Annotated in this window: 9 protein-coding genes; all 9 read right to left on the reverse strand. The window is 73.3% G+C overall.

The window, feature by feature from the left end:
• Positions 1–3,151, reverse strand: a 3,151-nt coding sequence (locus AB0I16_RS25445; RefSeq protein ID WP_363251865.1) for an amino acid adenylation domain-containing protein, incomplete at its 3' end; no start/stop codon positions are given.
• Positions 3,152–3,315: 164 nt separating this feature from the next.
• Complete coding sequence (locus AB0I16_RS25450) at positions 3,316–4,611, reverse strand: HAMP domain-containing sensor histidine kinase (RefSeq protein WP_363251866.1); 1,296 nt, start codon at positions 4,609–4,611, stop codon at positions 3,316–3,318.
• Positions 4,612–4,790: 179 nt separating this feature from the next.
• Positions 4,791–6,962, reverse strand: a complete 2,172-nt coding sequence (locus tag AB0I16_RS25455) for an ABC transporter ATP-binding protein (protein ID WP_363251936.1) — start codon at positions 6,960–6,962, stop codon at positions 4,791–4,793.
• A 47-nt stretch (positions 6,963–7,009) separates the two neighbouring features.
• The gene (locus tag AB0I16_RS25460; protein WP_363251867.1) at positions 7,010–7,234 is read right to left on the reverse strand and encodes an MbtH family protein; all 225 of its coding nucleotides are present in this window, start codon (positions 7,232–7,234) and stop codon (positions 7,010–7,012) included.
• Between the two features lie 118 nt (positions 7,235–7,352).
• Positions 7,353–8,162: an alpha/beta hydrolase gene (locus AB0I16_RS25465; protein WP_363251868.1), complete on the reverse strand. Its 810-nt coding sequence runs from the start codon at positions 8,160–8,162 to the stop codon at positions 7,353–7,355.
• Positions 8,163–8,174: 12 nt separating this feature from the next.
• Positions 8,175–9,440: a (3,5-dihydroxyphenyl)acetyl-CoA 1,2-dioxygenase DpgC gene (gene dpgC / locus AB0I16_RS25470; protein WP_363251937.1), complete on the reverse strand. Its 1,266-nt coding sequence runs from the start codon at positions 9,438–9,440 to the stop codon at positions 8,175–8,177.
• Positions 9,441–9,553: 113 nt separating this feature from the next.
• Entirely contained in the window at positions 9,554–10,225 is a 672-nt protein-coding gene (dpgB, locus tag AB0I16_RS25475) for an enoyl-CoA-hydratase DpgB (protein WP_363251869.1), read from the reverse strand.
• A 14-nt stretch (positions 10,226–10,239) separates the two neighbouring features.
• Positions 10,240–11,295, reverse strand: coding sequence for a 3,5-dihydroxyphenylacetyl-CoA synthase DpgA (gene dpgA / locus AB0I16_RS25480; protein WP_363251938.1), 1,056 nt, complete (start codon positions 11,293–11,295; stop codon positions 10,240–10,242).
• Between the two features lie 223 nt (positions 11,296–11,518).
• Complete coding sequence (locus AB0I16_RS25485) at positions 11,519–13,843, reverse strand: aminotransferase class I/II-fold pyridoxal phosphate-dependent enzyme (RefSeq protein ID WP_363251870.1); 2,325 nt, start codon at positions 13,841–13,843, stop codon at positions 11,519–11,521.
• Positions 13,844–13,886 lie beyond the last annotated feature (43 nt).

The following is a 13,886-nucleotide window of genomic DNA, read 5'->3' on the forward strand; positions in this document are numbered from 1 at the left end:
CCCCCGCCAGCCCCGCCACCGACGGCGCGCCGAACAACTCCCCGATCCCCACCTCCACGTCGAACACGGCCCGCACCCGCGCGATCAGCCGCATGCCCAGGAGGGAGTCGCCGCCCAGCCGGAAGAACGACACGTCGGCGCCGACCCGGTCCAGGCCCAGGACCTCGCCGAACAGGCCGCAGAGCACGTCCTCCACCGGCGTCGCGGGGGCGCGGCCGGCCTCCGTGCCGCCCGTGAAGTCGGGTGAGGGCAGGGCGGCCCTGTCGAGCTTGCCGTTGGCGGTGAGGGGCAGCGCGTCGAGGACGACCACCGCCGCCGGGACCATGTACTCCGGGAGCAGCCCGGCCACGTGCTCACGGAGCAGCCGGGGGTCCGGATCGCGGGCCCCGTCGGGTACGGCGTAGCCGATCAGCCGCTTGTCGCCGCCGGTGCCGCCGTCGTCGCGGGCCACCACGACGGCCTGGGCCACCTCTTCGTGTGCGGCGAGGGCCGCCTCGACCTCGCCCGGCTCCACCCGGAAGCCGCGGACCTTCACCTGCTCGTCCGCGCGGCCCACGAACAGCAGTTCGCCGTCGGGCGTCCAGCGCGCCAGGTCACCGGTGCGGTACATCCGCCCGCCCGCGCCGAACGGGCACGCCACGAACCGCTCCGCCGTCAGCCCCGGGCGGCCCGGATAGCCTCGCGCGAGGCCCGCTCCCGCCACGTACAGCTCACCCACCACGCCGGCCGGTGCGGGCCGGAGCGCGGCGTCGAGGACGTACACCTGACGGTTGGTCAGGGGGCGGCCGATCGGCAGTGTCTGGCCGCTCGCCGCGCCCGCCGGCAGCGCGTGCCAGGTCGCGCAGAGGGTGATCTCCGTCGGGCCGTACAGATGCCGCACCGCCACCCGCGGGCACGCCTCCCGTACGCGCGCCACCGCACCCGGCGGCACCACGTCGCCGCCCGTCAGCACCTCGGCGAGGCCCGTGAAGCACTCCGGGGACTCCTCCGCCAGCACCCGGAACATGCCCGCCGTGACGTGCAGCGCCGTCACCCCCTCCGCGACCGCCGCGCGGACGCGGGCCGCGTCCACCACTCCGGGCCCGGCGATCACGACCCGGCCGCCCGCGGCCAGCGGCACCCACACCTCGAACAGCGCCACGTCGAAGGCGTGCGGCGCGTGCATGAGCACCGCGTCGCCCGTGCCCACCGGCCACCCCGCGTGGGAGCCGACCAGCGCCGCGACGCCCCCGTGCGGCACCGCCACGCCCTTCGGCACGCCCGACGAGCCCGAGGTGTACATCACGTACGCCAGGTCGTGCGCGCCCAGCGGGACCGGAAGCGCGGGGCCGTCGATCCGGCAGGCGGCGACGGCCTTCCGTACGGCGGGGTCGTCGAGCACCACCGGTTCCGCCGCCCGGCCCGCGGGCAGCACGTGGCGGTGCGCCGCGGTGCACACCACCGCCGCCGGGTCCGAGTCGGCCAGCAGGAACGCCACCCGCTCGGCGGGGTACTCCACGTCCACCGGCACGAACGCCGCGCCCGCCCGCCACACCGCGAGGAGCGTGACGATCAGCTCGGCGGAGCGTTCCATCACCACGGCGACCCGGTCCCCGCGGCGCACCCCGGCGCCCGTCAGGTATGACGCGAGGCGGCCCGCCGCGGCGTCCAACTCCCCATAGGTCAGCGTCCGTTCGCCGTCGGTGATCGCCACCGCGTCCATCGACCACGGGAGGTGGCGGGCGAGGAGGGCGGGCACCGAGTCCGCCGCCACCGGCCGCCCGGTGGCGTTCCACGCCGTCACCAGGGCGTCATGTTCGGCCGTGTCCACCGTGTCGACGCGGCCCACCGGCGCCGAGGGGTCGGCCACCGCCCTCGCCAGGAAGGTCAGGAACGACCGGTGCGCCGCCCGGAGCCAGGCGCGGTCGTACAGCGCGGGGTTGGCTTCGAGGACGACCGGCATGCCCTCGTCCTCGGACCAGCGGCTCACCAGCACGCCGAAGTCCTCGACGCGCCGGGTCGACAGGTCCCGGACGGTGCCCCGGTGCTCGCCGAACCAGAGGCTCTCGCCGGCCGTCGGCAGGACGTTGACGGAGGGGCCGAAGTGCCAGCGGTCACCCGTCGGCCAGCCGAGTTCGCGGCGCAGCCGCTCCCCCCGGTAGCCCTGGTGGGCGAGGGCGTCGCCGATCTCGCGCCCCGCCGCCCGCGCCAGGTCGAGCAGGCTCGTGCCCGCGGTCGCGGGCAGCCGCACGGGGAGCAGGTTGGCCATGGTGCAGGGGGTGCGCCGCGCCAGGGCACCCGCGCGGCCGGTGACCGGGAGGCTCAGGACGGCTTCGTCCGCTCCCGTCATGCGTCCCGTGAAGGCCGCGAACGCCGCGACGACGAGCCTCGGCCAGCTCACCCCGGCGCGGTCGGCCGCCGCGCGCAGCGCCCCCACGGCGTCCGGCGGCAGGTGGCCCGTCTCGCGCAGCACCTCCTGTGTGCCGTCCCGACCGCTCTCCGGCCGTGGCGCCGGGCCGTGTCCGGGGACGGCGGTGGGGTCCGGGCGGTCGGCGAAGCGGTCGAGCCAGTACCGCCGGTCGTCGGCGTACCGCTCGGAGGCGCGGTACGCGGAATCCTCGGCGAGCAGCTCGGTGAGCGAGGCGTGTCCCGCCGGTTCCGGGGACCGCCCGCGCAGCAGCGCCGTGTAGACGTCCGCGAGGCGGCGGGAGACGAGGGAGCAGCCGAAGACGTCCATCATCAGGTGGTCGTAGCGCTGGAACCAGATGTGCCGGTCGGGAGCGAGCCGGAAGAGAAGGAAGGAGAAGGGACGGCCGGAATGCGGGCCGCCCTCCTGGCGCAGTTCCGCGCGCATCCGTTCTTCCGCTGCCGCGCCGGGGTCGTCCTCGGCGCCGAGGTCCACGGAAAGGAGCAGCGGCGCGGGGAGTTCGCCGGGGGCGAGGAATTGCGCGGCCCTTTCGCCGTCCTCGGTGAAGCGCGCGTGCAGGGTCTGCGTCTCGGCGACCACATGACGTAATGCGCGCTCGCACAGGTGCGCGTCCACCGGTCCCGATATCTCGATGTACTGACCGACGCCGTACATACGGCCGGAACCCTCTGCACGCTGCGCCAGCCAGATTCCTTCCTGGGAATCGAGTAGGGGCAGAGTGCGACCAGTTGTGCCGTTCATCATTCCCCCTCGCCGCGCGCACCGCGTCGGCTTTTCCGGTCCCGGGCCGTCCAACTGTGCGTTCCGCGCACTTGGACACGGGGCGGGTGCGTCAAAAGCACGGTGAATTCGATGCTATGGCGGGAGGGGAATCGAGGCGACCGTCCACGGTGGCGGCGCCGGGCGCGTCAGCCGGAGGCGGCCTGGGGCAGCCGGGGCGGGGCGTTGTGGTGCCGGGCCGACGGGCGGGAGGCCGTCCGCAGCGGGAAGGAGACCTCCACGACGAGGCCGCCCACGGACCGGGCGTGGGCCGTCACGGTCGCGCCGTGGGCGGCGGCGATGGAGCGCACGATCGACAGGCCGAGGCCGTGGTGTCCGTCTCCCGCGGTGCGGTCGAGCCGCTGGAACGGTTCGAAGAGGCGGCCCACCCGGTCCGGCGGGACCACCTTGCCCGAGTTGATGACCCGTACGACGGCGTGCTCGCCCTCGACGCGGGTGACGACCTTCACCCATCCGTCCGGCACGTTGTAGCCGATGGCGTTGTCCAGGAGGTTGGCCACCAGGCGTTCGACCAGCGCGCTGTCGCCGAAGGTGGCCGCGCGTTCGGTCGCCGTGTCCACGCGCGGCCCGAACGCCTCCGTCCGCCCGCGGCAGCCGAGCACCGCCTTCCCGGCCAGTTCGGCCAGGTCGATGGGTTCGCGGTGGTCGAGGCCGCGTTCGCTGCTCGACAGGGTCAGCAGCGACTCCAGGAGCCGCGCCTGCTGCTCGCTCAGCACGAGCAGCCGCTCGAAGTTGGACCGGAACGACTCGACGGTGGCGTCGCGGTCTATCAACGACTCCTCAAGCAGCGCGTGTTCGACGGTCAACGGCGTCCGCAGTTCATGGGCGGCGTTGGCGACGAAGCGTTTGTGGGAGTCGAGCGCCCCCTCCAGCCGGCCGAGCAGTCCGTCGACGGTGTCCGCGAGGCCCTTGAGCTCGTCGGCGGGGCCCTCGACGGCCAGCCGTTCGTGGACGTTGTCCGCGGAGATCCGCTGGATGGTGGAGGTCATCGTGCGCAGCGGGCGCAGCACCCGCCCCGCGACGAACCAGCCGAGGCCGATGGCGATGACCGACATGATCGCCAGGGCGATGCCCGACTCGATCAGGAGGCGGTTCATCTCCAGTGCGTGCTGGCGCTGCGCCTGCCTGCGCTGCGCCTCGGCGAAGCGGTCGAGGACGGTCGACGTGCCGTCGCCCGTGTACATGCGGGCGCCCGAGGGCCCTGACGGGTCGCGGCTGAAGACGAACATGCCGTTCGAGCGGTTGACCAGGACGTACGTGATGGTCAGCAGGACGGCGCCGGAGAGGACGAACAGCCCCCCGTACAGGAGGGTCAGCCGCACGCGGACCCGGCGGGGCATCAGGCGCGTCAGGAGCGGGAAGCGTCCCGCGACCGTCGCTCCCGACCTCTCGGCGCGTGTGGCCGCCTCGCGCAGCGCCTTCATTGGCCCACCCCCGCTTGGTGCGTCGCGGCACACAGACGCTTGTCAGGCTACTCCCGGCGGGCGAGCGGGGGGCCGCCTCCGCGCGACTCACAGCGCGACTCACGGCGTGCCTCCCCGGAAGCGGCCCGGACGCCCGGCATCCGCGACGCCGTCGTGCGCGTCGCGGATGCCGTCGGCTCTCACCCGTGGCCGGGTGGTGGTCCCCCCGGGCCCGGTCCTGGGCCGTGCGGTCCGGGACCGTGCGGTCCGTGGCCGGGTGGTCCGCCGCCGTGCCTGACGGGGCCGGGGCCAGGACCGCCGGGGCCGCCCGGGGCGATGAACATGCCCGGTCCGCCCGGGCCGCCGGGGCTGCCAGGACCGGCCGTGAACATGGTGCCGGGCGGGCCGCCCGGCGGGCCGCCGACCGGTTCGGGCACCGGTGCCGCGCCGTTCTCGGACCCGTGCGCCGGCGCCGCGCCGTTCTCCGCGGGCTGACGGGAGAACTGCGTGCGGTACAGCTCCGCGTACAGCCCGTCGAGTGCCATCAGTTCCTCGTGGGTGCCGCGTTCCTGCACCCTGCCCTGGTCGATGACGAGGATCTGGTCGGCGTCGCGGATCGTGGACAGGCGGTGGGCGATCACCAGCGAGGTGCGCCCCTTCAGCGCGGTCTTCAGGGCCCGCTGCAGCGCCGCCTCGGACTCGGAGTCCAGGTGTGCGGTCGCCTCGTCGAGCACCACGATGGGCGGGGCCTTGAGCAGCAGCCTGGCCATGGCCACGCGCTGCTTCTCGCCCCCGGAGAACCGGTACCCGCGGTCGCCGACCACGGTGTCGAAGCCGTCCGGCAGGCTCTCGATCAGGTCCCAGATCTGCGCCGCCTTGCACGCCTCGACCAGGTCCTGCTCGGTGGCGTCGGGGCGTGCGTAGGTCAGGTTGTCGCGGATCGTCGCGTGGAAGAGGTGCGCGTCCTGCGTGACCATGCCGACGGTGTCGTTCAGCGACTTCAGCGTCACGTCGCGGATGTCGCTGCCGCCGATCCTGATGGCGCCCTCGACCGGGTCGTACAGCCGCGGCACCAGATGGGTGATCGTGGTCTTGCCCGCGCCGGACGGGCCGACGAGCGCGGTGAGCTTGCCCGCGGGCGCGGTGAAGTTCAGGTCGCTCAGGGTCCAGGTGTTCTGCGCGCGTTCCTGCATGGGCAGGGCGATGGACTCCAGGGAGGCGAGCGAGACGTCGGCGGCCCTCGGGTAGCGGAAGGACACCCCGTCGAACTCGATCTCCGGTGCCGTGCCCGCGGCGCTCGTGGCGGGCAGGGGCACGGCGTCCGGCTTCTCGGAGATCAGCGGCTTGAGGTCGAGGATCTCGAAGAGCCGGTCGAAGCTGACGAGCGCGGTCAGCACGCTCGTCTGCGCGCCGGCGAGCTGGTTGATGGGCCCCATGAGCCGGGTGAGCAGGGTGGCGAGCGCCACCAGGGTGCCGATCTGGAAGGTGCCCTCGATGACGAGGCTGCCGCCCAGGCCGTAGACGAGCGCGGTGGCCAGCGAGCCGACCAGCATCATCGTCAGGAAGAGCATCTTGCCGTAGACGGCGGTCAGGACCCCGAGGTCGCGGCCCTTGGCGGCCAGTCCGGAGAACACGCCGGTCTCGCTCGCGGGGCGGCCGTACAGCTTGGCGAGGAGCGCGCCTGTCACGTTGAAGCGCTCGCTCATGAACGAGCCGACCTCGGCGTTGACCTGCATGTGCTCACGCATGATCCGCTGGAGCCGCCCGCCGACGAGCTTCCCCGGCAGGATGAACAGCGGGATGATCACCAGGGAGATCAGGGTGACCACCCAGGACAGGTAGAACATCGTGATCAGGACGAGGATCAGCGTCAGCCCCGCGGAGGCCACCGTGGACAGCAGCGTGGTCACCGCCTGCTGCGCGCCGACCACGTCGGTGTTGAGCCTGCTGACCAGCGATCCGGTCTGCGCGCGGGTGAAGAACGCCAGCGGCTGCCGCTGTACGTGATCGAAGATCTTGGTGCGGAGGTCGTAGATCAGACCTTCGCTGATCCGACCCGAGTACCAGGCTTCGGCGAAGCCGAGCACGGTGCTCAGGAGCGCGATGCCGGCGACGGCCGCGGAGATCCACACGACCAGTGAGGTGTCCCGCTCGACGATGCCGTTGTCGATCAGGTACATGAACAGAAGGGGGGTGGCCACCACGTTGGCCGCGTTGAGCGCGGTGATGACCAGGAGCATGACGATGTTGAGCCGATACGGTTTCGTGTAGGGGATGACGCGTTTCGCCGTGCCGGGCTTGATTCGCTGTTTGGTAACCGACTCGTCCGGCCCCATACCGCTCATGATTACCGGCCCCGGGCCACCGATCATGGCCACGAAAACCTCCCGTTTTCGTTGTCGTTTCGGTCCGGGCGCGCCTAGCCGGCGGCTTCGTACTTGTCCATCTCCTCGATGAGGCTCTTGGGGCGGATGTCCGTCCAGTTCTCCTCTATGTAGAGGAGGCACGCCTTCCGTGTGTCCTCACCGAACACGGCCTTCCAGCCGGCAGGCACTTCGGCGAAGGAGGGCCAGAGCGAGTGCTGGTTCTCGTCGTTCACGAGAACCAGGAAGGTGCCGTTTTCGTCGTCGAACGGGTTGGGCATGACCACTCCGATCATTTCCGTCGGCAGATGGTTTTCACGCTATCGGGGGGGCAACTGGGCCGACAAGTCCGTCCAATTGCCGCTGAACAATGCGAACGAGCCGTACCGGGCCGCGAATTCACGGCCGCTTCCCCGCCAGGAAGTCGGTGATCGCCGAATTCACGGCTGCGGGCCTCTCCAGATAGCCGTAGTGGCCGCATCCGGGGATCTCGGCATAGGTACTGCCGGGAATGGCGTCCGCGACCTCGCGGGAGAGGTGCGGGCGGACGACGAGGTCGTCCTGGAACCCGATGACCAGGCACGGGGCGTCGATGAGCCGGTAGGCCGCGAGCCGGTCCGGGATGAGCTGGAGTCCGAGCTGGCCGCGCGTCCCCGACCGGTCGACGGCGGTCATCTCGAACACGGCGAGCCAGTCCCGCAGCCGCTCCTCGTCGTTGAGCGTGCGCGGCGAGAGGTTCTGGAGGGCCTGCACGTACGCGGCGAAGCGGGGCGGCAGCTTGCCGTCCCCCTCACAGACTTCCCTGTCGGCCGCCGTCATGGCGGCGGTCAGCGCGTCCGTGCGTCCGCTGGTCGCCATCAGGACGGCCGCGCGGACGAGGCCGGGGCGGGCCAGGAGCAGTTCCTGGACGGCGATGGCGCCGAGCGAGTACCCGACGACGCGGCAGGCGCCCTCGCCCAGGCTCTCGATCAGGGCGGCGACGTCCGCCGCCATGTCGGCGAGGGTGAAGCCGTCGGAGCACGGGTCGCTGGGCGGGATGCCCCGGTTGTCGAGGGTGATGACGCGATACCCCGCCGCCGTCAGGGCGGGCACCTGGTGCGTGCGCCACATGCGGCCCGGCGCGCCGGTGCCGGTCACCATGACGACCGGCTCGCCGGTGCCGTACGCGTCGTAGTGGAGCCTGACCCCGTTGAGCCGGGCGATCGGCATCGCGGTGTCCCCTCATCCGTGGCCGGCCGTGGCGTCTTCCTTGGGCGGGCCCGGCCGGTCGGCACCGAACCGGCCCACCTTGTCGATGACGTCCTGGCCGTAGATGCGGAGGGCCTGGTGCAGCGCGAACTCCGCCATGTACGCGCGGAACGCGTCCGGCGGCTCCTCGGCGAGGTTCAGCATGCGGCGGTTGGCCAGTACCGCGTCGCCGTCGAGCCGTGCCAGGGCGCGTTCGGCGGCGGCGTCCATCTCCTCGGGTTCCACGACCTCGTCGACGAGCAGCCGCGCGTCGGGTTCGCCCGCCCTGATCCTGCGGCCCCCGAGGATGACCTGCCGGGCGGGGCGCGGCCCCGTGTACCGGGTGAGGCGGAGGTTGGCGACGCCGGGGATGATGCCCTCCTTCGCGGCGGGGAGGCTGAGATAGGAGTCGGACGCCGCGAGCACGTGGTCGCAGACCAGGAGGACCTGCGTGCCGCCCCCGATGGCGAACCCGTCGACGGCGGCGACCCACGGCTTGGCCACGCAGGGGGTGTGCCAGTGGCCGGGGCGGTCGGTGCGCACGCCCCGTACGAGCTTGTGCAGGTAGCCGAGTTCGCGCCGGAGCAGGAAGCCGGCGAGCGGGATGTCCCCGGAGGCGAGGGCCTTGAGGTCGATGCCCGCGCTGAACACGCGCCGGCCGCGGTACCGCGGATGGCTCATCTCGCCGCCGCGCAGCAGGCCGACCCGTACGGCGGGGTCGAGCAGGGCGAGGTCGACGGCGGTCTCCATGTCGTCGACCTGGCGGGCGTCCTCGGCGTTGAGGCGGTCCTTCCGGCAGAGGGTCAGCCGTGCCGCACCGTCGTCGCGCCGTTCCAGGTGCACGGACTCCATCCGCACGACGCCGGTGCGCGTGAACTCCTCAAGGAGCGAGAGGGCGCGGGGCGTCGGCCGGAGCATGGAGTCGAGGAGGTGCGGGCCCGCGACCGGCGAGCGGAGCACCGCCCGCAGGAAGATGCCCTGGTCGATCTCGTGCCCCTCCTTGGCGGCCTGCGGCCTGCTCCGCTCGGCCGCGAGCAGTGCCGCGTCGGGCACCAGGCCCGGCAGTTCGGTTGCGGCGGCGCCGAGGAGTTCCTCGATGCGCGGGGTGAGGGTGCGGCCCCTGGTCAGCCGGTCGTACACGGCGTCGGCGTACGTGTCGAGGAACGCGGCCCGCAGGGCGCGGGCCGCGTCCTTGGCCGCGTCGATCTCTGCCCGCTGCGCGGCGTCGCGCGCGGGCGGTTCGGGCAGGGCCGCCGCCAGTTCCCCGACTCGGGCGACGGCTTCGGCGGAGAGTGCCGCCCAGGCCGCGCGGACGTCGGGGTCCGGGCGCCCGGGAGCGGCGGGATGTGCGGGGTGCCCCGGCAGGAGTGTCGTCACGGGGCCGGCACCTCCTGGGGTTCGGCCCCGTGCCGCAGCGCGCGGTCGCAGGCCGCGAGGTGGGCGCCGAGCGCGTCCTCGAAGCTGGTCGTGGCGGCGTCGAACAGCAGCTGCCGCCGGATGGCGACCTCTCGGCCGGAGAGGGCGCCGAGCTGTCCGGCGGCGGCCGTCACGGCGGCCTCCGGGTCGTCGGCCAGTTCGTCGACGAGGCCGAGGGACAGCGCCTCGGCGGCGTCGATGGGGCGGCCGAACAGGACCGCCTTGCGGACCCGTGCGGCGCCCGCGAGCTGGACCAGGCGGTAGCCGGCCATGCCGGGCCAGGTCGCCGTCGCGTCGCGCGGCACGACGAGGCGGGTGTCCGGGGCCGCCACGCGCAGGTCGGCGGCGAGGAACGCGTCGAGCGCGGTGCCGCCGCAGTCGCCGCGGGCCGCCGCGGCCGTGGCCGCCGGCAGCCGTTCCAGGCGGCGCAGGGCGCGCTCCCACTTGGTGACCAGCGTGACGTCCAGGCCGCCGGTCCAGTCGCCGGTGGGTGCGCCGGTGACGTGGAGGGCCGCGATGCCGGGGGCGCCCCGGTCCTCGGTCCGGTCGCAGAGGTCGGCGACGGCCTTGACCGTCGTGGCCGAGAGGGGCTCGCCGCCGTCGAGTTCCAGTGTGTGGTGCGGTGTCATGGTCCCGTACGTCCTCACCATCGGATGAGCGCCGTTTCGATCGTGGAGCCCGGGCCCATGGTCATGAGCACTCCGTACTCGCCGGGCCGGGTGACGCCCTCTGCCAGGAGGCGTTCGTAGGAGAACAGGAACGAGCCGCTGGAGACGTTGCCGTGGTCGCGCAGCACCCCGACGGTGTGGCGCACGTCGTGGCGGGTCAGTCCGAGGTTGACCACGACGGCGTCGATCACCTTCTTGCCGCCCGAGTGCACCAGCCAGTGCCCGATGTCGCTCCTGCGCAGGCCGGTGCCCGCCAGGAGGCGGTCGACGACGGTCTCGGCGTGCGCGCCGACGACGTAGGGGATCTGCGGGTCGAGGAAGAAGCTGAACCTGCCCAGGTCGCGGTCCCAGTCGTAGCGCATCGCGTCCACGGCGTCGGGGATGACGCAGCTCGCGAACTTCAGGACGGCCGGGCCGCCCTCCCGTCCGTCGGCGCGGGCCGCGCCGCCCGGCTCGGCGCGGAGCGCGACGGCCGCGGCGCCGTCGCCGAAGAGGCTGTTGACGACCGCCGTACGCATCGTGGAGTCCATCGCGTACGCCGCCGAACAGGCCTCCACGCAGAGCACCACGGCGAGTTCACCGGGGTGCGCCGCCGCCCAGCCGGCCTCCACGCCGAGGGCGTTGAGGCCCGCGTTGCAGCCCATGCCGACGATGTCGGCCCTGCCGCAGTGCCGGTCGATGCCGAGGTCCTTGATCAGCAGGGCGCTGAGGCCGGGCGTGAGGAAGCCGGTGGAGGTGACGCAGCAGAGGTGGCGCAGGTCGGAGAGGTCGGCTCCGGCGTCCTTGAGGCAGGCGCGCAGGGCCTCGCCGCCCATGTCCAGGGCCAGTGCCTTGTGCTTGTCGAGCAGGTCGCCCTGGGACTCCGGGGCGCGTACGCCGCGGGTGTCCGCGGCGGGCAGCGTGAGGTTGCGGCGTTCGATCGCGCTGTTCAGGAAGACCGAGCGGACCCGGGGGTCGGTGATGCCGAAGGCGTCGAGCACTTCCTGCTGGGAGTAGGAGGTGGCGCTCACCGCCGTGCCCACGCCGGTCATCCGGGGAGCCGTCAGCGGTACGCGCTCCCCGGTCCGGGGGGCCCGCGGTTCGTCGAGGTCGTGCGGCAGCACGGGTGGTGCCACGTCGACGGTCATCGGAACGTCCACCCCCACATCCGTGGCTTGCTGCGATGCTGTGCTCGCATGGCGCTGGTGACGGTCACTGTGCTGTCCCTTCTGCCGGTGGGCCGTGAGGTCGGCGCTGCCCGCGGTCGTGCGCACGTCAGCGTCCGCTCCGCGCCTCGATGAAGCGCGCGAGCCTCGCCGTGCCCTCGCTGATCTGGGCGGGCGTGAGGTAGCTGGTGGAGAGGCGGATGCCGTGCGGTCCGCCGCCGCCGGGGTGGAAGTACGCCATCGGCGTCCAGATGACGCCGAAGTCCTGCGCCGAGGTGATCAGCGCCGCGTTGTCCGCGCGGAACGGCACGCGAAGGGTGAGGAAGAAGCCGCCGGTGGGCTCGTTCCAGCGCACGCCGAGTGCCTCGCGCCGCTCTGCGGGCAGGTGGCGGTCGAGCTCCCTGAGCGTCGCCGCCATGGCGTCGCCGTAGTAGGCGGCGGCCGCGGTGTTCAGCTCCGAGACACGGCCGTCCGCCGCGAGGAGCGCGCCCGCCACGGCGGCCTGGCTGAGTGACGAGGTGTTGACCGTCACCATGCTCTTGATCTTCGCGAGTTCGTCCGCGAGGAGTCCGGTGCGGCCCGTGTCGTCCACGACGGGCTGGTCGGCGATGGCGAAGCCCACCCGGGCGCCGGGGAACACCGTCTTGGAGAACGAGCCGATGTGCACGACCGTGTGCCCCTGGTCCATCGACTTCAGGGTGGGCAGCGGCGTCCCCGGGCTGACGAGCCGGTAGGGGCTGTCCTCCAGGACGAGGATGCCGTGGCGGCCCGCGAGTTCGAGGAGTTCGGCACGGGCCCGGGGGCCCATGGTGGTGCCCGACGGGTTGGAGTGGTCGGGTACGACGTAGAAGGCGCGGGGGCGGCGCCCGCGGGCCCGCTCGCTGTCGATCGCCGCTTCGAGGTCGGCGCACGAGAAGCCGTCGTCGCGCTCGTCGACGGGGGTCACCGCGACGTCGAGGAGCCGGGCCGCGCCGGTGATGCCCACGTAGCAGGGGCTGGAGACGAGGAGGACGTCGTCGGGGCCCGAGATGAGGGCGCGCAGCACGAGGAGCATCGCCTCCTGCGCGCCGACCGTCACCACGATGGACTCGGCGGGTACGTCGATGTCCTCGTCGGCGCGCAGCGAGTCGGCGATGATCTCGCGGATCTGGCCCGCCGTCGGCCCGTACTGGTACATGGCGGTGCGCACCTGCCGCGGCGAACTGCCCTGCTCCGCCAGGTGGTCCAGGTACCTGCGCAGGTGTCCGAAGATCTGCTCGCTGTCGAAGAAGCCGTCGTACGGGCGGCCCGGCGCGAAGGAGATCGCCTCGGGGTAGCGGGAGGTGATCTCGTTGAGGAACGTCATCGTGTCGAGGACCGGGTCGGACACGCTGGCGTGCAGCTCGCTCTTGTGCAGTGGCCCCGCGGCCGGCGGCCGGGGCGTGCGGCGGGGGCCGGTGCGGATCGCCTCGGGGCCGATGTCGGTGACCGTGGCGGTGGCGGTGAAGGCCATGGCGTCGGCGAACTCCCCGACGAGCCCGTCCAGTGCTTCCGCGACTCCGGCGCGTCCGCCCGCCCGCAGCCCGTCGAGTACCGGGCGGCCCGCGAAGACGGCGTCGGCGCCCGACGCGATCGCCGCGAGGACGTCCGCGCCCCGGCGGACGCCGCCGCTCAGCAGGACGGGGCAGCGGCCCGCCACGGCCTCGGCGACCTCGGGGAGCGCGTCGAGGGCGGTGACGACGACGCCGTCGGCACCGGCGTCGAGCGCGCGCCGCGCGTCGGGCGCGCCGTCGATGCCCGCGACGAGCAGCGGCAGGGCGGTGGCCGAGCGCAGCCAGGCCACGTCGTCCCAGCCCGTCCGGTCCCGCAGCAGCGTGCGGACATCGTCGAAGGGGCCGCGCGTCCCGAGGTCGGCGGGGGCGGCGACGCGCCGTGCGCGGACGTCGGCACGGTCGCCGAGCGCGAGGAGCAGCGCCCCGAACCCGGCGTCCTCGGCCCGCGCGTTCAGGTGGCGCGCGGTGTCCCGGTCGCGGAACGCGTAGGTCCGCAGCCACGGCGGGAGGTCGGCGGCCGAGGCGAGCTCGGCGAAGCTCCGCTCCGCGAAGGCGCTCACCACGGCGGGGAGGCCGGCCGCCGCGGCGGCCCTGACGACGGCGAGTTCACCGCCGGGGCGCGCCGGGGCGTCGAGCGGGCCGACCACGACGGGTGCCGCCCAGCCGCGGTCGAGGATCTTCACCGTGGTCTCGGGCGGCGCGCCGTTCGCCTCTCCGCGACGCCCGGCCCGGCCGTCCCGCGCGCCCTGGCGCAGGCCGATGAGTCCGAAGGCCTCGCGGTTCGCGGCGGACGCGCGGCCGTCGGCCTGTGCTGCGCCCCGCGACTTCTCGGGCGGGAATTCCGTGCCCTGCGCACCCTCGTACGGGAAAGGCTCGGAATTGTCGGCGATCTGTTCCGCCATGGAATTCCCCCAGGCTTCGGCGGCCATCAAAAATGCAGCGGCT

The sequence above is a fragment of the Streptomyces sp. NPDC050703 genome, from assembly GCF_040654435.1.
GTDB lineage: Bacteria > Actinomycetota > Actinomycetes > Streptomycetales > Streptomycetaceae > Streptomyces.

What these genes read in the sequence shown, in the direction of transcription:
- dpgB (WP_363251869.1), bottom strand. Translation starts at nt 10,225, where the DNA reads ATGACACCGCACCACACACTGGAACTCGACGGCGGCGAGCCCCTCTCG.
- dpgA (WP_363251938.1), bottom strand. Translation starts at nt 11,295, where the DNA reads ATGACCGGCGTGGGCACGGCGGTGAGCGCCACCTCCTACTCCCAGCAG.
- AB0I16_RS25485 (WP_363251870.1), bottom strand. Translation starts at nt 13,843, where the DNA reads ATGGCGGAACAGATCGCCGACAATTCCGAGCCTTTCCCGTACGAGGGT.
- AB0I16_RS25450 (WP_363251866.1), bottom strand. Translation starts at nt 4,611, where the DNA reads ATGAAGGCGCTGCGCGAGGCGGCCACACGCGCCGAGAGGTCGGGAGCG.
- AB0I16_RS25460 (WP_363251867.1), bottom strand. Translation starts at nt 7,234, where the DNA reads ATGCCCAACCCGTTCGACGACGAAAACGGCACCTTCCTGGTTCTCGTG.
- AB0I16_RS25465 (WP_363251868.1), bottom strand. Translation starts at nt 8,162, where the DNA reads ATGCCGATCGCCCGGCTCAACGGGGTCAGGCTCCACTACGACGCGTAC.
- AB0I16_RS25455 (WP_363251936.1), bottom strand. Translation starts at nt 6,962, where the DNA reads ATGATCGGTGGCCCGGGGCCGGTAATCATGAGCGGTATGGGGCCGGAC.